Here is a 20709-nt window from a genome sequence, read left to right on the forward strand (position 1 = left end):
CAACGCTCAGGGCTGCGCGATCTTTCGCAGCACCAACGGGGTCACGACGATGATGATGCCGTACAGCACCATCCACACGCCGACCACGATGCGGAAGACGTCGAGCGAGAGTTCGGGCTGCAGAAGGACGATTGCACCCGCGACGATGCTTATGACTCCGAGCACGATCGACAGACCGCGATCGACGGTGTGCCCGGACGCCGCGTCGACCAGATCGAGAACGCCACGGAATACCCACCAGGCACCGATCACCAATGCGATCAGAACCACCGTCTGCAAAGGGCTACGGAGAACCAGGAATCCGAGGAGCACTGCCAACGCGCCGGAGATCGCGACAAGCGTCCGAGTTCCACCCGAAGCCGCCACGTCCGCGAACGAACGGATGATCTGGACGATTCCGAATCCGAACAACTGAATCGCAATGACCACCGCGACCACGAAAAGGGTGGCATCCGGCCATGCGAGTACCGCGATACCCAGGCCCAATGTGAGGACACCGAGCAGCACCGTCACACCGGTGAGTACGCGGCGAGCGCTCTCGGCCGTCTCGGCTTCGGTCGGAACAACGATCGGTGTGGTCATGACGCCCCTAGGCAGCTCAGTAAATCCCGCAGTTAAATGAAATGAAGGACGGACGGTTGGTTCGAAAACCGGCCAGGGCCAAAAATTAGCACTTTGGTGCCAGAAAATCCGGCAAGGCTCACGATTCGGCTACCGGGGCGGCCCGAAGGTGCGTGATATCACCCGCAGCGACCGCAAAGGTCTCCCCATCTGTTCCTTCGATTTCGATGACAACGCGGCCGGAAGTGTCGACGTCGGTCGCGATACCGAACACCTCCTTGTCGCCCGGCAAGACCGCGCGGACTCGTTTGCCCAGCGTCCCGCAACGCTGCCGGTATTCGGCAGCCAACACAGATGTATCCCATTTCGATGATTCCCAAGCACGGAATTGCGTCGCCAACTCACGGGCGATTGCTCGAACGAGGGTGTCGCGGTCGACAGTCGATGCTTCTTCGATGAGGAGTGATGTAGCGGTCGGGACGGGCAGCTCCTCGACACCCAGGCTCACGTTCAACCCGATGCCCACCACCACCGCGGGATCGGGCGCTGTCCTTGCCACCTCGGCCAGAATTCCGGCGACCTTCTTGTCACCGATGAGAACGTCGTTCGGCCACTTGAGTTCTGCGGGCACTTCGGCCACGTTCCGCAGCGCGTCGACGACCGCGATTCCCGACAGTAGCGGGAGCCAACCCATGTCCGTGAGATTCATTCCGGGCATCGACAGCAGAACCGACATCGAGATCTGCGCTTGCGGCGGACTCACCCAAGTGCGCGAATGACGGCCGCGGGCACTCGCCTGATACTCGGCGATCAGAACGTGACGGTCGGCATCCGGATCTGCCGCTCGCGCAAGGAGATCCGCGTTCGTCGAACCGGTCTCCTCGACAACGTCGAGGCGGTTCCAGAAAACGCGCGCGTCGTCGTTGTCACTGCGCACGAGTGCGCGTCGTAGGGCATTGCCGTCGAGGGGCGGTCGGTTCAAGTCGGTCCACATAGCCCCAGCCTATGACGACAGCGAGAATGTACTGGTCAGTAGCTTGAGCCTGCAAGACAGCGACAATCGGACCTGCCTTCGAAGCCCCCCACGCACTCTCGTTAAGCTCACGTCCATGACCACTGTCCAAGAGCCGAACGCGCCGGAGGCGGCGGCCGCACCCGATATCCACACGACCGCGGGAAAGCTCGCGGACCTGCGGAATCGCCAAGCCCAGGCGCAGGCACCGAGCGGCGAAGCCGCCATCGACAAGGTGCACGCCAAAGGCAAGCTGACCGCCCGCGAGCGCATCACCGCCCTCCTCGACGAGGGCTCCTTCGTCGAACTCGACGCACTGGCACGGCACCGAAGTGTGAACTTCGGTCTCGCTGACAACCGCCCGGTCGGCGACGGCGTCGTCACCGGTTACGGCACCATCGACGGCCGCGACGTCTGTGTCTTCTCACAGGACGCCACCGTTTTCGGCGGATCGCTCGGCGAAATCTACGGTGAGAAGATCGTCAAGGTCATGGACCTCGCGATCCGCACCGGTCGCCCCCTCGTCGGCATCAACGAAGGTGCAGGCGCGCGCATTCAGGAAGGCGTCGTCTCGCTCGGCCTCTACGGCGAGATCTTCCACCGCAACGTCCAGGCCTCGGGTGTCATCCCCCAGATCTCACTGATCATGGGACCCGCCGCCGGCGGCCACGTCTACTCCCCCGCACTGACCGACTTCGTCGTGATGGTCGACGAGACTTCCCAGATGTTCGTCACCGGCCCCGACGTCATCAAGACAGTCACCGGCGAAGACGTCACGATGGAAGACCTCGGTGGTGCTCGCACCCACATGGTCAAGTCCGGAGTCGCCCACTACGTCGCTTCCGGCGAGCAGGATGCCCTCGACTACGTCAAGGACCTGCTCAGCTACCTGCCGTCCAACAACCAGGCAGCAGCTCCCCGCGGCGAGATCACCGACCCGATCATCGGTTCGATCGAAGACAGCCTGACCGCTGAGGACATCGAACTCGACACCCTCATCCCGGATTCGGCCAACCAGCCGTACGACATGCACGAGGTCATCCGTCGCATCCTCGACGACGACGAGTTCCTCGAGGTCCAGGCCGAGCGCGCGATGAACATCATCGTCGGTTTCGGTCGCGTCGACGGCCGCTCGGTCGGCATCGTCGCCAACCAGCCCACCCAGTTCGCGGGCTGCCTCGACATCGACGCCTCGGAGAAGGCCGCACGCTTCGTGCGTACCTGCGACGCGTTCAACGTCCCGATCATCACCCTCGTCGACGTTCCCGGTTTCCTCCCCGGAACCGAGCAGGAATACAACGGCATCATCCGTCGCGGCGCGAAGCTCCTCTACGCGTACGGCGAAGCAACGGTCGGCAAGATCACGGTCATCACCCGCAAGGCTTACGGCGGAGCGTACGACGTCATGGGCTCCAAGCACATGGGCGCCGACGTGAACCTGGCATGGCCGACCGCTCAGATCGCCGTCATGGGTGCATCCGGAGCTGTCGGATTCGTCTACCGCAAGCAGCTTCTCGAAGCCGCGAAGAACGGCGAAGACGTCGATGCATTGCGCCTCAAGCTGCAGAACGAGTACGAGGACACCCTCGTCAACCCGTACGTCGCCGCTGAGCGCGGATACGTCGACGCTGTCATTCCTCCGTCGCACACCCGCGGACAAATCGTTTCCGCGTTGCGACTGCTCGAGCGCAAGGCCGTTTCCCTTCCGCCCAAGAAGCATGGGAACATTCCCCTATGACCGCAACCACCGAGGACATTCTCAGCGAAGATGTCGCACTGGCGGAGACTGCACCGACCAACGGTGCGGTCGTCGAGGGAAGCGCGACGGACGCTTCGCTCACGGAGCTGACCGAGACGTCGACCTCCGACGCGTCGGTCATCAAGATCGTCAAGGGTTCGCCCACCGACGTCGAGATCGCGGCACTGGTAAGCGTGCTTGCCGCGGCTGCCGGCAGCGGTCAGGCTCCCGAGTCGAATGTTCCCGCGGAGACCTGGGGCGATCCGACTCAGTTCCACCGCACGCGTGCGCCGTTCTCGCCGTACGCGTACCTGAACCCCGCGATCCGTCGCAGCTGACGATCACTTGCTGACGTGACTCAACTGGTTCTAGCTTCAGCGTCCCCGGCTCGCCTCGCAGTTCTGCGGGCGGCCGGGGTTTCGCCGCTTGTGCGTGTCTCCGGCGTCGACGAGGACAAGATTGCCGACAACCTCGGCCCCGACGCCGCTCCCGAAAAAGTCGTGACGGTGCTGGCGGAGGCCAAGGCCGCCGAGATCGTTCCCGGCCTCGCCGCCGACAATCTCACCGACGTAGTCGTTGTCGGGTGCGATTCGATGCTCCTGATCGACGGGCAACTTCAAGGCAAGCCGGGCAGCGTAGACATCGCCCGAAAGCGATGGGCCGCAATGGCCGGACGCAGCGCCACTCTCTTGACCGGGCACTGTGTCCTACGCGTCGCCGACGGCCGCATCGTTCGCATGGCCTCGGATCACAGCGCAACAGTGGTTCATTTCGCGCAACCGTCCACCGAAGATCTCGAGGCATACCTGGCAACGGGCGAACCGCTCCAAGTCGCCGGAGCATTCACGCTCGACAGTCTCGGCGGCTGGTTCGTGGAGAGGATCGAGGGTGATCCCTCGAGTGTCATCGGTATCGGATTACCTTTGGTACGAACACTTCTCGAGCGTGTCGGGGTTTCCGTCTCGGATCTCTGGCGCACGCAGAGCATCTTCTGACACGATTTCTCCAAGCACGTTTTCTCCACGCACGTTTTCTCCAAGCACCACTGACCAGCCTCGCATCGGGTTCATGCCGATGCGAAGCTGGTCGTTTTTGTTGTCGCCGAAGAGGTTTGCCCCTCAGGTTTTGAAGGTGGTGTTCGCCGGTCGCGGGTGCTGCTGCGGGTCGATCGAGGGTGGTGGGATGAACCAGGGTTTGTTGTCGACCCCGTTCCGGATCACCCATTTCCCGACGAACCCGGATTTCCGGTGCATCAACCGGTGATGTGAACGGCACAGCAGGACAAGGTTGTTCATCACCGTCGGGCCGCCGTTGGCCCAGTGCCGGATGTGGTGCGCGTCGGTCCAGGCCGGTACACACGTGCAGCCGGGGAACGCGCACCCCTTGTCCCTCGCGATCAACGCCACTCGCTGATCCGCGGACACTAATCGCTTTCCGGGTTTCGCATCCAACGGCGCCCCGTGGTCGTCGAGCAGAACAGTCGACAGGAAACAGTCACACCCGAGGAGTCTGGTCTGCGAGACCGAGAGTGGCCCGAGCCAGGACATGTGCCCGACATCAAGATCGGCCGGCTCCAGTGAGCCGTCATCACCCGAATCCGAAGACTGTGCGGCACAACCCCGATGCTCAGCCAAATCACGAGCATTGATGTGCACGTTCACATGCGGCCGCTGACCACCATCCGTACCGGTCTTCGCGCAGTCCAAATACCGGCGGATCAGTTCCGTGAACCCGTCCGCCGTGCGTTTCGCTGCCGACCTTGAGTCCGGGGTTCCWTCCGGTGCCGGCGTCGGCATCGTCAGATTCGACAACGCCGACAACAACATTTCCCCGGTGAGAGCATCGAAATCACCGCGCACCACCACCCGACCATTCAACGTCGACGCGATCCGCAACTCGTTCCGATCCACATCCTCGGCGGGCGGAATCTCATCCGATTCGAACACTCGCTCCAAAGTCGCGATCACGTTCCGGACCTTCGTGGTCGTCGCCTCCACCCCGGACGCGGCAGCCAACAACAAATCGATACAGCGAGGCAACGCGGCGTCCGGCATGCCCTTCGGTGGTGATTCGCAGAACGAGACGATCAACACGGCATGCTCGAACGAGCAGTCCCCGACATCGAACCGGGCAGCCACCGCCGGAAACGGCCGCAGCGCCGCACCCAGGGCGGCGATCTTCTTCCCGTCCCGAACCTGCAGCATCGTGTTCGCCGCCAACCAGCAACCCACCCCGCGGCTGGCGATCACCTGATCATCCGGCCGCAACGACAACTCGTCCACCACCGCCACCCGCACAGCCTCGAGACGAAGAATCTCCACACTCGCCGACACCGCAGCAGCACGCAACTCAGAAGCCGTCAACCGCCACAGTCGTCCGCGCAACCCCACTGCAGAACCGGACACCACATCCGACAACAGCACGCTCATTGAATCCCCCGATCCCCTACTCAGGAGAATACTCGAACACCCGTTCGAGTCAAGGGTATTTTTTTCAGACTGGGGAATTGACCCGCGGCAGGGCAGTCGAGGCCAATCCGATGCCGAGCGCAATTGCTGCGATGATCGCGAGCACGCGGCGTTGGGCTTCGAGAAACGCTTCGCCAGCCGCCGCGCGAGTAGATGCGTACGCGGCATCAACTGCCACTTGAACGGATTGGCCCCCGGCGCCGGCAGTTCCTTCGCGGCGACATTCCGGCGCCACCTCCATCGGTGTTCCGGATGCCAATTGACTTGTCGCGCAATCGACAAATGCCTTTTCGGCGATGTCGACCAGGCCGGGATTCACGCCGGCAGCTTCAAGATTCGCAACGTACTCGGGCCGCTCCCCCTGCACTGCTTGCGGAGCTTGCCCCGCGACGAGCGAGAAGAACACCACTCCGATCAAGGCCAGTCCGATCGAGCTGCCAACCTGCTGAACGGTCGGTAGCAGCCCCGACACCGAACCCGCGTGCGCGGGTTCGACCGTCGCGAGGATCGCGGTCTGCAGTGGCGCCACGAACAGTCCGAGCCCTGCGCCCCCGAGGAGGAGAGGACCGGCGAGCGCGAGCCAGCGTGGATCAGTTCCTTCGTGTTCGAGGATGACCGACAACGCGATCAGCGAGCCGGCAAAGACGACCATCCCCAAGATCAAAACGCGGTTTCCAAGCATCCGGTACACCGCGGATGAGAGAACCGCAGCCACGCCCATGCCGACGGCCCACGGGAGCGTCATCACGCCCGCTCGCAATGCGGAGAACCCGAACCCGAACTGAAGCGTGAGACTGATGGTGAAGATCAACGAAGTCAGGGTTCCGAAGAATACGAACGCAAGAACCGCGCCGATCGCGAAGGCTCGGTCGCGGAAAAGCTCCAGACGAAGGACCGGATCGCCGCCTCGTTTCGCCAGACGCGATTCGTAGAGCACAAACGCCAATGCCACCGGCACCGACATCGCGAGCATGACAACAAGACCTGTGGGCCATCCACGCGCCCTTCCCTCGGCCAGGGGAAGGATCAGCAGGAACAGCGCCAGCGATGACAGTGCGGCGCCGATGAGGTCCAGTGAGCGCACATGCTCAGCGCGAGCATCGACGAGATGGAAATACCCGAGAATCAAGGCGGCGATGCCGATCGGAATGTTGACGAAGAAGATCAGGCGCCAGCCCCAGTCGAAGAGATTCCACTCGATCAGCAGCCCGCCGATCAGAGGCCCACTGACCGTTGCGAGCCCGATGGTCGCACCGTAGATCCCGAACACTCGCGGATGCCTGGCCTTCGGAAACAGACCCGAGATGATGGCAAACGTCTGGGCGGACATCGAACCGGCCGCCAACCCTTGCAAACCCCGGAAGACGATCAACATCGTCGCGCTCTGAGCGAGCCCGCACAGCAACGAGGCCGCGACGAATACGAACAGGGCGGTCAGAAAAACAACCCTACGACCGAACAGGTCCCCCAACCTGGCCGCGGTGATCAACGAACACGCAAAAGCCAGGATGTACACGCTGACCATGAGCAACTGCGCCGATACGCCTGCTTGAAGATCGACGGCGATACTCGGAAGCGCGACGTTGACGATCGTCGCGTCGAGCAACTGCATGAACGCCGCCGCCAGACTCGTCGCCAACCCGAGCCAGGGCGTCAGAGAACCAGCTCGCCGTCCGCCCTTGTGGTCGGCGCCGACAGCGTCACCTAAAGGGTCCGGAAGCACCGAATGATCCTAATCGAACAGGACGCTTCTAGAACCTGTTCTTGTTTAGATTGTAGTATTTCGGACAATTCAGTCCCCCAGATGGGATAGTTCGTCGTCTGCCCATTTTCAGAGCAGGCTTCTCGACGACACACGCAGGAGTTCTACTCGATGGATCTGAACTTGATCACCCATTGGCACCCGCTTCCTGGACGGGTAATCGAATGGGGCGTCACGCATGCTTCCGCTCAACGAGCCGCCGAAGCCGAGATCGACCGAGAACTACCCCCGACCACGATGCAGGATCGCCACCTGCGACGCGCCCGCGTCACCGCAGAGAAGGGCGATCCGCAGTCTCCGTGGATCGGTATCGCCTTCGATTTCGCAGGAACACTCGACCGCGACGCCATGACGCGAGCCCTGCAGCGCTACGTCCGTCGCCACGACACGCTCCACAGTTGGTTCTCCTTCGACGAAGCAACCACCGACGCTGCGGACACCGCGTTCGAGGTCCGTCGACACGTGGTGCCGGTCGAGAGCATCGAACTCGAGTACCGCGTCGGCGACGACGTCTCCGAATCCGAGGCGATCCGCGCACTCGTCGCAACCAAGTTCGCAACGGAAACCAGTGCCCTTCAGTGGCCGGCCTTCGTGTTCGGCGCCGTCGAGCACCACCATGCCGACCTCGAAGCCGATCCGACCTTCACCCTGTTCCATGCAGTCGACCACGCCCATTCGGACATGAACTCGATGGTGCTGATGTACGCGGAATTGCGTCAGCTCTACGCCGCGGAAACGACCGGGTCACATCCCGAACTGGGCCCCGCGGGAAGTTACGCACAGTTCGGTCGCGTCGAACGCGAGCGAACAACCGAACTGACTATGCAGTCCCCCGAAGTGCACCAGTGGCTCGGTTACCTCATGCGCAGCGGCGGCTCGTTCCCCGGATTTCCGCTCCCGCTCGGGGCGGAAGACGCGCCCAAACCGGCTATCGGTTCACGCTTCGACCTGGCCGACGACAATGAGTGCGAAAGGTTCGGTGCGGTCTGTAAAGCCAACGGCGCCAACTTCATCGGTGGAATATTCACCGCCCTCGCGATTGCGGAATTCGAACTGGCCGGACGCGACAAGTACATCGCCCTCTCGCCGGTCAGCACACGAACCGAGGCCGACTCGTTTGCACAGGGCTGGTACATCAACCTGATCCCGGTCGGCATCGACGTCGACGACAAGCGACGCTTCACCGAGTTGGCAAAGCTCGGGCAGCAGGGGTACCACGACGGCAAGGCACTCCTCGATGTCTCTGTGCAGCAAGTCATCGATCTGGTTCTGTCGAGCTTGGCCGAGTCGGATTCCGCACCCGGCGGATTGTCGAAGACGCTCACCCCACCGCCGATCGTCTCGTACATCGACGGCCGCCGCATGCCGGATCCATACAGTTACGCCGAGACGAAGGCAACGGGAATCGTCGGCGGCAAAGAGACGCAGATCGCGTCGATGTGGATCAACCGGATGCACACCGGCACCTGGATCGCCGTGTCCCACCCTGACACCCCCATTGCCCACGAATCGGCCACCCGCTTCGCCGAGCACGTCTCCAAGATCATCAAAACTGTTGCAGCTCAGGGCGACTACTCGTTCTCGGCACCAGAGGGAGCATCCTGATGCATGTCACCTCGATCGATCGATACGGACTCGAGCCCGGAATCGTCACCGAATGGTCGCTCCAGCCCGCGGACGGCGCCGTCACCGAGTCGGAAGTACCACCGTCGTACAACCAACATTTCCATCTCGAGACTGCGCGAACACACGGCATGGGCCGGAGTGTGTGGATGGCAGCCGCATTCGACCTTCCCGGAGAACTGAATCGGCCCGCACTCGATCTCGCGCTGCGCCTGTTCATCAGTCGCCATGACACTCTGCACACAGGATTCGAGGTGGGCGAGTTCACCACCACCCGAATGGGACTCGATCCCGACGGCACACACATCGAGACTTCGGAACCTGTGAAGTTCGATTCGACCGAAGACCTCCGAGCGCACCTCAAGAAGCGATTCACGACGGTATGCGATCCACTGACCTTCCCCGCCTACACGTTTGCCACGGTCGAACGCGAAGAGCACTACACGGTCCTGAGCGCCTTCGATCACACCCTCGTCGACGGCTACTCGTTGGTCATCGCTCTCGGGGAACTGCGACAGATCTACGAGGGACTGATCGCCATACCCGAACTGACCGACCACGAGGCCGTCGACGCAGTGATGAGCCGACTGGGTGACCCGGGAAGTTTCGTGCGGTACTGCGAACTGGAGGCCGACGCTCTGCTTCCCGTCGACAACGACCCTCGAATCCGAGAGTGGGCAAGGTTCTACGAGATTTGTGGTGGCACATCGCCGAGTTTCCCCTTGGATCTCGGCGTCGAGGCAGGAAAGCCCGCGCCTCAGGGCGCCGATGTGCGCGTGCTGCTCGACGAGGAACTGACCGCGACTTTCGACGAGATCTGCCTATCCGCCGGCGGTAGCGTGTTCACCGGAATCCTCACTGCGATGGGACTTTCCGTCCACTCGTTCACCGGACAGGCGACGCTTCCACTGCAATTCCCGCTGCACATCCGCAAAGATCCACGCTGGGCCGACGCCATCGGCTGGCTCACCACGAGCGCGCCGATCACGGTCCAGATCACTCCCGATGCGGATTTCGGTGCATCCCTTGCACATACGCACGCGTCGTTCCGAGTTGCGTTGACGCTCGAGGGCGTCACCATGGCCCAGGTTCGAGATGCTTTGGGCGACAAGATTCGACGCACGCGCACCGACGTCTTCATGGTGTCGTACATCGATTACCGCAAACTACCCGGCACCGACGATCATGATCTCCTCAACGCTCATCACATCAGCAATGTGACGGTCGCCGACGATGCCCAGTTCTGGATTTCGCGAACGAACCGTGGTCTCTCGCTGCGTTCGCGCTTCCCGGACACCGACACGGCAAACGAAACCATGGTGAATTTCCTCACCGATCTCGACCGGATTCTGAGGGAAGTCTGCGCCCGGGGCGTGACGCCGATCGGAAGTGTCACCGAACAATTGAGAGATTCGAGCGTCGGGGCAGGAACACCGAGGATTTAGTGTCGGCAACGGGTACGAGCAGGCAGAACCCGCTTCCGGGCGTCTCCCCTTGCGCGCAGCGCATAGAATCGATCAAGTCCGTGTTCGAACCGAACGATTCGTCTTCAGGAGTACGCCCGTGCCCGTTGCCCCCGATCCCTCAACCGCGTTTGCCGAGTTCGCGCATCCCGACCGGTTGGTCTCGACGGAATGGCTCTCGGCGAATCTCGGTACGCCGGGCCTCAAGGTCGTCGAATCCGATGAAGACGTGTTGTTGTACGACGTCGGCCACATTCCCGGCGCAGTGAAGATCGACTGGCATCTCGACCTCAACGATCCGGTCACCCGCGATTACATCGACGGTGCGAAGTTCGCAGAGTTGATGAACCGCAAGGGCATCAGCCGCGACGACACCGTCGTCATCTACGGCGACAAGAGCAACTGGTGGGCCGCCTACGCACTCTGGGTCTTCACTCTGTTCGGCCACGAGGACGTCCGTCTTCTCGACGGTGGCCGCGATGCGTGGATCGCCGAGAACCGTGACACCGCATTCGACGTTCCCGACATCACGTCAACGGATTACCCGGTCGTCAAGCGCAACGACGCTCCCATCCGCGCATTCAAGGACGACGTACTCGCGCACTTGGGCGACGGGCCGCTCATCGACGTGCGATCTCCGCAGGAGTACACCGGCGAGCGCACCCACATGCCCGACTACCCCGAAGAGGGTGCGTTGCGCGGTGGACACATTCCCAGCGCTCTCAGCATCCCGTGGGCGAAGGCGGCGGCACCGGACAGCCGCTTCCGCACCCGCACCGAACTCGGCGAGATCTACGGCGGTCTGTCGGCCGACGACAACATCGTCGCGTACTGCCGCATCGGTGAGCGTTCCAGCCACACCTGGTTCGTGTTGACCCATCTTCTCGGCTACCCGAACGTTCGTAACTACGACGGTTCCTGGACCGAGTGGGGCAATGCAGTGCGCGTCCCGATCGTCCAGGGCGAAGAGCCCGGCGCAGTTCCTTCCTCCGTATCGGCGTCATGAGCGCTCTTCCTTCGGCTCTGGCCGAGATCGTCGACGACTTCGCAGCCGTCGGCGCCTCGGACAAGCTCACCCTTCTTCTCGAGTTCAGCCGAGAGCTACCGCCGTTGCCGGCGGAGCTCGAGCAGAGCGCGATGGAGCCGGTCCCCGAGTGTCAGTCGCCGCTGTTCCTCTCGGTCGACGATTCGGATCGCGACAACGTCCGTCTGTACTTCAGCGCGCCCCCCGAGGCTCCCACGACGCGTGGTTTCGCATCGATCCTCGCGCAGGGGCTCGACGGTCACAGCGCGGACGAGATCCTCGGTGTACCCGACGACTTCTATTCGGCGCTCGGTCTCGCAGAAGCTGTGAGCCCGCTCCGTCTGCGCGGAATGTCGGCCATGCTCGCGCGCATCAAGCGGCACTTGCGGGGCTGAAAACATGGAGTTCACCGAACTGGCCGACTATGCGATTCCGGCCGGCGCACTCGTCGAATGGTTGCCGTGCGCAACCGGGCCTTGGGTTCCGGATCCGCGGCCCGTCTCCTACATTCACGAGGCACATCTCAACCGTTCCGCTGCAGGCGCGGGCGACAAGTCTTGGCTGGGAACAGCTTTCGAGATTTCCGGCCCGCTCGACGTCGATGCGTTCCGAGTCGCCCTCGGCCGCTGGATCGACCGTCATGAAGTTCTGCGCTCGCATACCGTCCTCGAGCCCTCGAGTGGCGAGATCACCCGGCACACCGTCCCGATCGGCGGAATCGACATCGGGGTCGTCAGCCACGGCTACGACGCGTCCAGCCAGGACAACTTCGACCACCTTCACCGCCTGTTCGACGATTACGCGTCCCCTCACAGTTGGCCGTCGTACGTCTTCGCGACGTTGACGCCCCGCGGTGGCGACGGTCCGTTCACCGTGTTCTTCGCGGCGGACCACTCGATCATCGACGGTTTCTCGATCGTGCTGGTCGCTCACGAGATCGCAGCGCTGTACCGCGAGGCCTCGACCGGCAGCGCTGCAAATCTGTTTCCGGTCGGCAGCTACGTCGATTTCGGTGCCGTCGAACGCGAGCAGATGGCCGACATGGAAGCCGAGAAGGCTGCGGTGGAGATCTGGCGTAAGGCTCTCGGAACGGACGGGTTACCCCAGTTCCCGCTACCGATCGGTGAACGCGGAACCGATTCTCAGAACGGCCTGTCGACCTGGCTGCTCGACGCCGAGCAGTCCAAGGCCTTCAGTTCGACGTGTGCAGCCGCCGGCGTGGGTTATTTCGCCGGACTACTCGGCGGACTTGCGGCCGTGGGTCGCGAAGTCGCGGGATCCGATCAATTCGAGGTCGTGACGCCGGTTCACACCCGCAGCGCTCAGGAGTGGGCGGGTGCGCTCGGCTGGTTCGTCGGACTGTGCCCGGTCGAGTTCGCCGTTGGATCGGACTGTTCGTTCGGCGACCTCGCGACACGCGCCGCCGAATCGATCGCTTCGGTCAAGCCTGCCGCCGCTGTCCCGTTCGATCGGATCGGTGAGCACCTCGAAACCCCGATTCGACCGCGATTCGTGGTGTCCTACATGGACGTTCGCTTTGTACCCGAGGCCGCACAGTGGCCCGAATGGAACGCCAGAGCACTTCGAAGCAAGGCATACACGCACGACGTCTACATCTGGATCAACCGCACACCCCAAGGCCTCAATCTCGCAGTCAGGTATCCAGGCAACGAGACGGCGAACGCCGCGGTTCACGCCTACGTGGCCGCACTGCGCCGGACCGTCGAAGAAATCGTCGCCGAACCGGACACCGGCACCTCCGGCAGCTACTCATCGGTAGTTTTCGAAACCGTTTCCTAAGCCGGAGTGGGCTTTAGCGATCCGGTTACAGCCAGCGCCGAAGCGATGCATACACTCCGAAGTGATGCCAATCCCCCGATGGTGAAATCCCAGAGGAATACACCGCGGAGACAGACTATGCGAACCACAGGAGGCTCAGTGCCCAGTCATGCCAGCGCGCACATTACGAAGGTGCTTGTCGCGAACCGCGGTGAAATCGCGGTACGGGTCATCCGGGCGGCCAAGGATGCCGGCTACGGCAGCGTTGCCGTTTACGCCGAGCCCGACGCAGAAGCGCAGTTCGTGAAGCTCGCAGACGAGGCATTTGCCCTCGGCGGACAGACGTCCGCCGAGTCCTACCTCGTGTTCGACAAGATCCTCGATGCCGCCAAGAAGTCCGGCGCCGACGCCATCCACCCCGGCTACGGCTTCCTCTCCGAGAACGCCGACTTCGCCCAGGCCGTCATCGACGCGAACCTCATCTGGATCGGTCCGTCACCGCAGTCCATCCGCGACCTCGGCGACAAGGTCACGGCACGCCACATCGCAGAACGCGCGAAGGCTCCGATGGCTGCCGGCACCAAGGACCCCGTCAAGGGCGCAGACGAGGTCGTCGCATTCGCCAAGGAATACGGCGTACCGGTTGCGATCAAGGCTGCCTTCGGCGGCGGTGGACGCGGCATGAAGGTCGCCCAGACCATCGAGGAAATCCCCGAGCTGTTCGAGTCGGCCACCCGTGAGGCCATCGCAGCCTTCGGTCGCGGCGAGTGCTTCGTCGAGCAGTACCTGGACAAGGCCCGCCACGTCGAGGCTCAGGTCATCGCCGACCAGCACGGCAACGTCGTCGTCGCCGGTACCCGCGACTGCTCACTGCAGCGTCGCTTCCAGAAGCTCGTCGAAGAGGCTCCGGCTCCGTTCCTGACGGACGACCAGCGCGCACGCATCCACGCGTCCGCCAAGGCCATCTGCAAGGAAGCCGGCTACTACGGCGCCGGAACGGTCGAGTACCTGGTTCAGGGCGACACCATCTCCTTCCTCGAGGTCAACACCCGCCTGCAGGTCGAGCACCCCGTCACGGAAGAGACCGCGGGCATCGACCTGGTGCGTCAGCAGTTCCTCATCGCCAACGGCGAAGAACTCTCCATCAAGGAAGATCCCACCCCGCGTGGACACTCCTTCGAGTTCCGCATCAACGGTGAAGACGCCGGCCGCGGCTTCATGCCCGCCCCCGGCCCGGTCTCCGTCTACCGTGAGCCCACGGGCCCCGGCGTCCGCGTCGATTCCGGTGTCGTCGCCGGCGACGTCATCGGCGGACAGTTCGACTCCATGCTCGCCAAGCTCATCGTCACCGGCGCCACCCGCGAAGAAGCCCTCCAGCGGGCATCGCGCGCTCTGGCCGAGTTCGAGATCGACGGCCTCGCGACCGTCCTCCCGTTCCACCGCCACATCGTCGAGAACCCGGCGTTCGTCGGTGACGGCGAGAAGTTCGACATCTACACCAAGTGGATCGAAACCGACTGGGAAAACACCATCGAGCCGTACGCCGGTTCCGGTGCACCGGTCGACGACGAGGACGAGGCTCTGCCGCGTCAGAACGTCGTCGTCGAGGTCGGTGGACGTCGCGTCGAGGTTTCCCTCCCGGGCCAGTTCTCGCTCGGCAACGGCGGCGGCGCAGCATCCGGTGCCATCCGCAAGAAGCCGAAGGCACGCAAGCGCGGCGGCGCCGGCGGCGGCGCAGCATCCGGTGACGCCGTCACCGCTCCGATGCAGGGCACCGTCGTCAAGGTCGCAGTGACCGAAGGCCAGGAAGTCGCCGAAGGCGACCTGATCGCGGTTCTCGAAGCCATGAAGATGGAAAACCCCGTCAACGCGCACAAGGCCGGTGTCGTCACCGGACTGTCCGTCGAGCCGGGTGCAGCAATCACGCAGGGAACGGTTCTCGCAGAACTGAAGTAAGGCCTCCGGCCCCGTGCGCCTTTCCGGTAGTCCCCACTACCGGAAAGGCGCACAGTCGTTTGAGTAGGCTGTAACGATGGCTGACGTCCCCGACATTCGCATCGGCACTGCAGAACGCGAGCAGGCACTCGATCTCCTGAGCGAGCACTTCGCCGCAGGCCGCCTCACCGTCACGGAGTTCGACGAGAGAAGCGGAATCGTCAGTGCCGCAACAACTCGCAGTGAACTCGTTCCGGTGTTCGCCGATCTACCGGGCAACTATCAAGCTCCAGGCACCGCTCCCCTGTCGATGGTGACGCCTCCCGCCGCACCGGCGGAGCGACGATTCAACCCCGACTGGTCCGGTCGCGTCATGGCCGTCATCCCGATTCTCGCGGTGATCCTGTTCTTCGTTACCGGTACCTGGTTGTGGTTCCTCGCGATTCCCCTCGCCGGTGCACTGCTGTTCGGTACCGACAGGGAACGCAAAGCCAAGCGTCGCCGCGAGCGGGACTCCGACTGATGGAGCCGATCGAGATCAACGCAGGCGGATGGTATCTGCGAGCACTGCGCGCAGACGAGCGTGTGGACGACCGCCCTGCCCTTGCCGACGGCGGTATCACCGACCCCGATTATGTGAGTCAGCGGAGCGCTCAGTGGCACGAAAACAGCGTCTACTCCTGGGCCGTGTGCCAGCCCAACACCGGTGAGCTTCTCGCCGAGGTCGTTCTGACGCCTCTCGACTCCACCGCCCTGCTGACCGGCTGGGCCCGCGACGGGCACACCGAGGCGCTCACGACAGCCGCCGACGCTGTCACCAGATTCGCCGAAGGTGCACTCGGACTCGTCGTCGTCGAGGGGCAGACGAATTGAAGAACAACCGATACTGGCCGCTGGCGATCGCCGTGGTCATTGCCCTGATCATGCTCTTCTCCCCGGGCTCCACCGTCCCGTCGAGCCCGGAGAACACCGACAAGATCACTCACACGTTGATGTTCGCGGTGCTGGCGATCACCTCGTTGCACGCCCGGATCCCGGCGTGGATCACCGCGGTCTGGCTCGTGATTTTTGCTGCGACGTCCGAGGTTCTTCAAGCAGCGCTGCCCATTTCGCGTTCCGGTTCGATCTGGGACGGCACCGCCGACCTGCTCGGCATCGCCATCGGGATCGGTATCGTCAGCCTCGTGATGCGGCGTCGAACGGCCCGCGACGACGAGCCGAGCAGGTCCTGATCAGCTGAGCAGGTTGCTCCGCAATTGTTCCTGGGTCGACGCGTCGATCTTCAGGCCGTCGGTGAAGTAGGCCTCGATCGATCCGTGGACCTGCGCGAGCTCTGCCATCGACGCCTGCAGGTACTCGCGCCTGACACCGAGGACACCTTCGAGCAGGGTCGGATCGATACCCTTGGCCTCGAATCGCTCGAGGAGCGGCGCGAACATCGGCAACAGAACCTTGTTGGTTTCGAGGTAGTCCGCGAAGACCGCGTCCTCGGAGGCACCCAGGAACAGCAGTAGCGCGGCTGCGGCCCAGCCCGTGCGGTCCTTGCCCGTGGTGCAGTGAATGAGTGCCGGCGAGCTGGGCGGCTGCGCCAAGTCGACGAACAGTTGCCGGTACGACGCGACCGCACTCGGCAAGGTCACGAAATCGCGGTAACTTCCCTGAAAGTACTCGAGCGCCTGGCCGCTACCCAACGCTTCGGCAGCAAACGCCGGGTCGGCGATCATCTGCTGCATTTGAGCCGGAATGGCGCGATACTGCTTGTCCGCCAATACGTCCAGGCCGAGTTCTCGGATTCCGTCCGGCGTCAGATCCGGCGCCGCCTCGCGTTCGGACTCGGTGCGCAGGTCGTAGATCGTGACGATGCCCAGATCGGCGAGGGTCTGTGCGCCCTCCGCACTGAGCGATGCCAGATCGGTGGAACGAAACACACTCCCGGTGCGGACGGTGCCACCGAAGCTCGATTCGGGGCCACCGATGTCTCGGAGGTTCGCCAGGGACGGTACGACGGAAGACAGCTTCGGAGTATCGGTCATACCTAAGAATGTATCTGTCACCGGAAAAGGGCGGCCGGAGAAATAAGATCGAGACACATCATCTCCCGTAATTGCTGCGCTACAGATCCGTAACATGCTCAAGTAATCCTGTGGACATGCCTACAACGAATTCCAGTGGTCTCGGAGCCTTCGATGCGCTCGGTGACCACCAGGCAGTCGCGGCGCTGCTCGAGTGTTGCCATTCCGCCGTGTGGGCACAGGAAATCGCCTCGTCTCGCCCGTTCACCGATCTGGAAGCTCTGTTCGACAAAGCAGATGCGGTGCTGGCCGAGCTTCCCGAGTCCGAGATCGACGACGCTCTGTCCGGCCACCCACGAATCGGTGAGCGAAGCGAAAGCGCGGCCTCGACCCGTGAACAGTCGGAAGTCTCGTCCGCGTCAGAAGACGTCCTCGCGGAACTTCGACAGAAGAACGCCGAGTACGAAGAGACATTCGGCCATGTTTACCTGGTCTGCGCGTCGGGGAAATCTGGAACGGAGCTCCTCGACATCCTTCGAGGCCGTCTCCGAAACGACCCGGCGACCGAGCGTTCCGTGCTTCGAACCGAATTGGCCGCCATCAATCGAATCAGGCTTGCCCGTCTGATCGATTCACTCGCCGGAGGCGCAGCATGAGCAAGACCCTGAGCACGCACGTTCTCGACGCGACGACGGGCATTCCCGCGGCGGGGATTCGCGTCGAACTTCGTGATCGAGACGGCGTCACGATCACCAGTGCCGAGACCGACTCCGACGGCCGCATCCCCGAACTTGCTCCTGGTGGTCTGGTCACCGGTCACTACACCCTGACTTTCGACACGGGAACGTATTTCGAGACCAACGGACAAGAGAACTTCTACCCGGAAGTGACAGTGACCTTCCGGGTGGACGACACGGCGCGGGGCTATCACGTCCCACTGTTGCTGTCGCCCTTTGCTTATTCCACCTATCGCGGGAGCTGAACACGTGACTACCGAAAACATCACAACCGGCAACATCACGACCGGTGTTACAAGCACCGACCGGTTGAGCGGATCCATCGAACTTACCGGTCACCAGTACGGCAAAGCTGAGAACAGGGTAGTCCGAATCTACCGCGACACTCCTCGTCACGAGATCCACGACATCAACGTCTCCACCTGCCTGCGTGGAGATTTCGCCGACGCGTACCTCACCGGCGATCAGTCGAAGGTTCTGCCGACCGACACGCAGAAACAAACGGCCTATTCCTACGCCAAGGAAAAGGGTCTGATCTCGATCGAGACGTACGGACTCGAACTCGCCCGTCATTTCGTCGACGACATCGAACCGGTCAGTGGCGCGCGGATCGAGATCGAGGAATACGCTTGGGAGCGTGCGATTGTCGACGGCAGCGAGCACGACTACACCTGGATTCGGAAGGGTCAGGAAGTTCGGACGGCGTCGATCACAATCTCCGATACTGGGACAGCCGATGCCGGGACGTGGGTGATCGGCGGTTTGAAGGACCTGGTGATCCTCAAATCGACCGGTAGTGAGTTCTCGGGTTTCCTCGAAGATCCGTACACGATCCTCGAGCCGACAGACGACCGCGTCATGGCGACGACGTTGGTCGCCCAGTGGCGATTCGTCACCACCGACGTCGACTGGGAATCGGTCTACGTGGGTATCAAGGCACAAATCGTCAAACAGTTCGCGCAGGTGCATTCACTTGCCTTGCAGCAGACGCTCTTCCACATCGGCAAGGCAATTCTCGAAGAGTTTCCGATCATTGCCGAGGTTCGACTGTCGGCACCCAACAAGCATCATTTCGAATATGCACTCGGCCGCTTCGGAGTCGAGAACGACAACGAGGTGTTCCACGCCGCCGATCGTCCGTACGGGCTGATCCAAGCTGCGGTCAGCCGATCCGACGCACCAGACGCGGGGCCGTCGTGGACACCCTATTCAGGTTGGTTGTCGTGACCGACCCGGCCCTCGGGACCACTCTCGTCGTCGCCAATGCCCATGTGGTCACGATGGACAGCGAGCGTTCCGAGCACCCCGACGGCTACGTCGTGATCTCGGGCAACAAGATTGTCGACGTGGGGGCCGGAAAGGCTCCCGTGTACCCCAATGCGCACGTGATCGACGGCAACGGTTGCCTGATCACGCCCGGTCTGGTGAACACACATCATCATCTCTACCAATGGATCACCCGTGGCCTGGCAGCAGACTCGACGCTCTTCGAGTGGCTGACCACGCTGTACCCCGTCTGGGCGGGTATCGACGCCGACGCCGTCCACGTGGCGGCCACCGGCGGCCTCACCTGGTTGGCAAAAACCGGATGTACGACCACCACCGACCACCACTACGTCGTTCCCCGCGACGCCGGCGACGTTTTCGAAGCCGAGATCACCGCCGCTGCGCAGGTTGGCCTTCGATTCCACCCGTGTCGTGGGTCGATGGACCTCGGTCAGAGTTCCGGCGGCCTGCCACCGGATCACGTCGTGGAAAAACTCGACGACATCCTGACCGGCACGCAGTCGGTGATCGACCGCTGGCACGATCCGAATGCGGGGTCGATGCTGCAGATCGCGGTAGCTCCCTGCTCACCCTTCTCGGTGACGGAGTCACTGCTCCGAGAGTCCGCGACGCTGGCCCGCGAAAACGGCGTGCGAATGCACACGCATCTCGCCGAGACCCTGGACGAGGAAAGCTTCTGCCGAGAGCTTTTCGGTTGCACGCCGGTCGAATACATGGAACGCGTCGGCTGGGTGGGCCCGGACGTCTGGTACGCACACGCAGTCCATCTCGACGACGCCGGTATCGAGACGATGGCGCGAACCGGAACTGCCGCGGCACACTGTCCGACCTCCAATGCGCGACTGGGGGCCGGTATCGCCCGTGCCGCCGATCTGGTGAAGGGCGGGGTCACCGTGGGGCTCGGTGTGGACGGCGCGGCGAGCAACGAAGCATGCAGTCTGATCGAGGAGTCTCGTCATGCGCTTCTGTTTGCTCGCGCCAAGGGCGGACCGCAGACGATGACGGTGCGAAAAGCCTTGGAATTGGGAACGATCGGCGGCGCACGAGTTCTGGGCCGCGAGGGCGAAATCGGATCGATCGAGGTCGGAAAACTTGCCGACCTGGCGGTGTGGAAACTCGACACCGTCGCGCATGCCGGCATCACCGATCCGGTGGCGGCGCTCGTACTCGGCTCGACGCCCCCGCTGAAGTTACTACTCGTCAACGGGCGAATCGTAGTTGCCGACGGACGAGTCACCACCGTCGACGAGGACGTCGTGGCCTCGGATGTCGCACGCGCACACCGCGACCTACTCGGAAAGGCTTGAG

The 20709-nt window shown here is 62.9% G+C and carries 21 protein-coding genes; 16 read left to right on the forward strand and 5 right to left on the reverse strand.

The features are described 5' to 3' along the window. Nucleotides 1-6: 6 nt before the first annotated feature. Nucleotides 7-582 carry an HdeD family acid-resistance protein gene (locus AC1DWA_RS15590; RefSeq protein WP_046378328.1) on the reverse strand — a complete coding sequence of 192 codons (576 nt, stop codon included), beginning with the start codon at nt 580-582 and terminating at the stop codon, nt 7-9. A gap of 118 nt (nt 583-700) precedes the next feature. After that, on the reverse strand, nt 701-1555 hold the full coding sequence (locus tag AC1DWA_RS15595; protein WP_019747752.1) for a biotin--[acetyl-CoA-carboxylase] ligase: 855 nt from the start codon (nt 1553-1555) through the stop codon (nt 701-703). A 115-nt stretch (nt 1556-1670) separates the two neighbouring features. Between AC1DWA_RS15595 and AC1DWA_RS15600 the strand changes: the two genes are divergently transcribed. Genes AC1DWA_RS15600 through AC1DWA_RS15610 form a run of 3 tightly spaced genes read left to right on the forward strand, consistent with a single transcriptional unit; the run spans nt 1671 to nt 4306 of the window. Continuing rightward, nucleotides 1671-3311: an acyl-CoA carboxylase subunit beta gene (locus AC1DWA_RS15600; RefSeq protein ID WP_020969200.1), complete on the forward strand. Its 1641-nt coding sequence runs from the start codon at nt 1671-1673 to the stop codon at nt 3309-3311. After that, the gene (locus tag AC1DWA_RS15605; protein WP_019747751.1) at nt 3308-3649 is read left to right on the forward strand and encodes an acyl-CoA carboxylase subunit epsilon; all 342 of its coding nucleotides are present in this window, start codon (nt 3308-3310) and stop codon (nt 3647-3649) included. Before AC1DWA_RS15600 ends, AC1DWA_RS15605 begins: the two co-directional genes overlap by 4 nt. 15 nt (nt 3650-3664) lie before the next feature. After that, nucleotides 3665-4306 (forward strand): Maf family protein, encoded by a 642-nt coding sequence (locus tag AC1DWA_RS15610; RefSeq protein ID WP_007731146.1) that lies wholly within the window; start codon nt 3665-3667, stop codon nt 4304-4306. A 123-nt stretch (nt 4307-4429) separates the two neighbouring features. Here the strand turns inward: AC1DWA_RS15610 and AC1DWA_RS15615 are convergent, their stop codons facing one another. Both AC1DWA_RS15615 and AC1DWA_RS15620 read right to left on the reverse strand, forming a co-directional pair. Next, nucleotides 4430-5740 (reverse strand): HNH endonuclease signature motif containing protein, encoded by a 1311-nt coding sequence (locus AC1DWA_RS15615; RefSeq protein WP_477916803.1) that lies wholly within the window; start codon nt 5738-5740, stop codon nt 4430-4432. Nucleotides 5741-5804: 64 nt separating this feature from the next. Further along, on the reverse strand, nt 5805-7502 hold the full coding sequence (locus tag AC1DWA_RS15620) for an MFS transporter (protein ID WP_019747749.1): 1698 nt from the start codon (nt 7500-7502) through the stop codon (nt 5805-5807). A gap of 150 nt (nt 7503-7652) precedes the next feature. Here AC1DWA_RS15620 and AC1DWA_RS15625 point away from each other — a divergent pair, with 150 nt between their 5' ends. The 9 genes from AC1DWA_RS15625 (at nt 7653) to AC1DWA_RS15665 (ending at nt 16597) form a co-directional block, all read left to right on the forward strand. Then, nucleotides 7653-9146: a condensation domain-containing protein gene (locus AC1DWA_RS15625; RefSeq protein ID WP_477846072.1), complete on the forward strand. Its 1494-nt coding sequence runs from the start codon at nt 7653-7655 to the stop codon at nt 9144-9146. After that, nucleotides 9146-10609, forward strand: a complete 1464-nt coding sequence (locus AC1DWA_RS15630) for a condensation domain-containing protein (RefSeq protein ID WP_020907076.1) — start codon at nt 9146-9148, stop codon at nt 10607-10609. The genes AC1DWA_RS15625 and AC1DWA_RS15630 overlap by 1 nt, the downstream gene beginning before the upstream one ends. 118 nt (nt 10610-10727) lie before the next feature. Next, complete coding sequence (locus tag AC1DWA_RS15635; RefSeq protein WP_019747746.1) at nt 10728-11633, forward strand: sulfurtransferase; 906 nt, start codon at nt 10728-10730, stop codon at nt 11631-11633. Continuing rightward, nucleotides 11630-12046, forward strand: coding sequence for a SufE family protein (locus tag AC1DWA_RS15640; RefSeq protein ID WP_003940804.1), 417 nt, complete (start codon nt 11630-11632; stop codon nt 12044-12046). The genes AC1DWA_RS15635 and AC1DWA_RS15640 overlap by 4 nt, the downstream gene beginning before the upstream one ends. A 4-nt stretch (nt 12047-12050) precedes the next feature. Next, nucleotides 12051-13451: a condensation domain-containing protein gene (locus AC1DWA_RS15645; RefSeq protein ID WP_020969197.1), complete on the forward strand. Its 1401-nt coding sequence runs from the start codon at nt 12051-12053 to the stop codon at nt 13449-13451. Between the two features lie 138 nt (nt 13452-13589). Next, nucleotides 13590-15386 (forward strand): acetyl/propionyl/methylcrotonyl-CoA carboxylase subunit alpha, encoded by a 1797-nt coding sequence (locus AC1DWA_RS15650; RefSeq protein WP_019747743.1) that lies wholly within the window; start codon nt 13590-13592, stop codon nt 15384-15386. Between the two features lie 76 nt (nt 15387-15462). Then, complete coding sequence (locus tag AC1DWA_RS15655; RefSeq protein ID WP_020907074.1) at nt 15463-15888, forward strand: DUF1707 SHOCT-like domain-containing protein; 426 nt, start codon at nt 15463-15465, stop codon at nt 15886-15888. Next, the gene (locus tag AC1DWA_RS15660) at nt 15888-16238 is read left to right on the forward strand and encodes a hypothetical protein (protein WP_003940792.1); all 351 of its coding nucleotides are present in this window, start codon (nt 15888-15890) and stop codon (nt 16236-16238) included. The genes AC1DWA_RS15655 and AC1DWA_RS15660 overlap by 1 nt, the downstream gene beginning before the upstream one ends. After that, on the forward strand, nt 16235-16597 hold the full coding sequence (locus AC1DWA_RS15665; RefSeq protein ID WP_019747741.1) for a VanZ family protein: 363 nt from the start codon (nt 16235-16237) through the stop codon (nt 16595-16597). Before AC1DWA_RS15660 ends, AC1DWA_RS15665 begins: the two co-directional genes overlap by 4 nt. Here AC1DWA_RS15665 and AC1DWA_RS15670 read toward each other — a convergent pair whose 3' ends face one another. Further along, nucleotides 16598-17398: a tyrosine-protein phosphatase gene (locus AC1DWA_RS15670; protein WP_060938606.1), complete on the reverse strand. Its 801-nt coding sequence runs from the start codon at nt 17396-17398 to the stop codon at nt 16598-16600. A gap of 116 nt (nt 17399-17514) precedes the next feature. On the opposite strand from AC1DWA_RS15670, the gene uraD reads away from it, so the two are divergent. From uraD to AC1DWA_RS15690, 4 genes are all read left to right on the forward strand, one after another. Further along, nucleotides 17515-18033, forward strand: a complete 519-nt coding sequence (gene uraD / locus AC1DWA_RS15675) for a 2-oxo-4-hydroxy-4-carboxy-5-ureidoimidazoline decarboxylase (RefSeq protein WP_060938605.1) — start codon at nt 17515-17517, stop codon at nt 18031-18033. Next, entirely contained in the window at nt 18030-18359 is a 330-nt protein-coding gene (uraH, locus tag AC1DWA_RS15680) for a hydroxyisourate hydrolase (RefSeq protein WP_020907070.1), read from the forward strand. Before uraD ends, uraH begins: the two co-directional genes overlap by 4 nt. A 64-nt stretch (nt 18360-18423) precedes the next feature. Beyond that, on the forward strand, nt 18424-19341 hold the full coding sequence (gene pucL / locus AC1DWA_RS15685; RefSeq protein WP_024487453.1) for a factor-independent urate hydroxylase: 918 nt from the start codon (nt 18424-18426) through the stop codon (nt 19339-19341). 53 nt (nt 19342-19394) lie between these two features. Next, nucleotides 19395-20708 carry an 8-oxoguanine deaminase gene (locus AC1DWA_RS15690; protein WP_232816936.1) on the forward strand — a complete coding sequence of 438 codons (1314 nt, stop codon included), beginning with the start codon at nt 19395-19397 and terminating at the stop codon, nt 20706-20708. The last annotated feature ends 1 nt before the right edge of the window (nt 20709 follow it).

Source organism: Rhodococcus sp. P4_F3_2 (assembly GCF_056401335.1).

Excerpts from the sequence above, each read along its gene's own strand:
- uraH (WP_020907070.1), top strand. The coding sequence starts at position 18,030 with ATGAGCAAGACCCTGAGCACGCACGTTCTCGACGCGACGACGGGCATT.
- AC1DWA_RS15595 (WP_019747752.1), bottom strand. The coding sequence starts at position 1,555 with ATGTGGACCGACTTGAACCGACCGCCCCTCGACGGCAATGCCCTACGA.
- AC1DWA_RS15605 (WP_019747751.1), top strand. The coding sequence starts at position 3,308 with ATGACCGCAACCACCGAGGACATTCTCAGCGAAGATGTCGCACTGGCG.
- uraD (WP_060938605.1), top strand. The coding sequence starts at position 17,515 with ATGCCTACAACGAATTCCAGTGGTCTCGGAGCCTTCGATGCGCTCGGT.
- AC1DWA_RS15655 (WP_020907074.1), top strand. The coding sequence starts at position 15,463 with ATGGCTGACGTCCCCGACATTCGCATCGGCACTGCAGAACGCGAGCAG.
- AC1DWA_RS15590 (WP_046378328.1), bottom strand. The coding sequence starts at position 582 with ATGACCACACCGATCGTTGTTCCGACCGAAGCCGAGACGGCCGAGAGC.
- AC1DWA_RS15645 (WP_020969197.1), top strand. The coding sequence starts at position 12,051 with ATGGAGTTCACCGAACTGGCCGACTATGCGATTCCGGCCGGCGCACTC.
- AC1DWA_RS15625 (WP_477846072.1), top strand. The coding sequence starts at position 7,653 with ATGGATCTGAACTTGATCACCCATTGGCACCCGCTTCCTGGACGGGTA.
- AC1DWA_RS15670 (WP_060938606.1), bottom strand. The coding sequence starts at position 17,398 with ATGACCGATACTCCGAAGCTGTCTTCCGTCGTACCGTCCCTGGCGAAC.
- AC1DWA_RS15640 (WP_003940804.1), top strand. The coding sequence starts at position 11,630 with ATGAGCGCTCTTCCTTCGGCTCTGGCCGAGATCGTCGACGACTTCGCA.
- AC1DWA_RS15660 (WP_003940792.1), top strand. The coding sequence starts at position 15,888 with ATGGAGCCGATCGAGATCAACGCAGGCGGATGGTATCTGCGAGCACTG.
- AC1DWA_RS15690 (WP_232816936.1), top strand. The coding sequence starts at position 19,395 with ATGGACAGCGAGCGTTCCGAGCACCCCGACGGCTACGTCGTGATCTCG.
- AC1DWA_RS15600 (WP_020969200.1), top strand. The coding sequence starts at position 1,671 with ATGACCACTGTCCAAGAGCCGAACGCGCCGGAGGCGGCGGCCGCACCC.
- AC1DWA_RS15630 (WP_020907076.1), top strand. The coding sequence starts at position 9,146 with ATGCATGTCACCTCGATCGATCGATACGGACTCGAGCCCGGAATCGTC.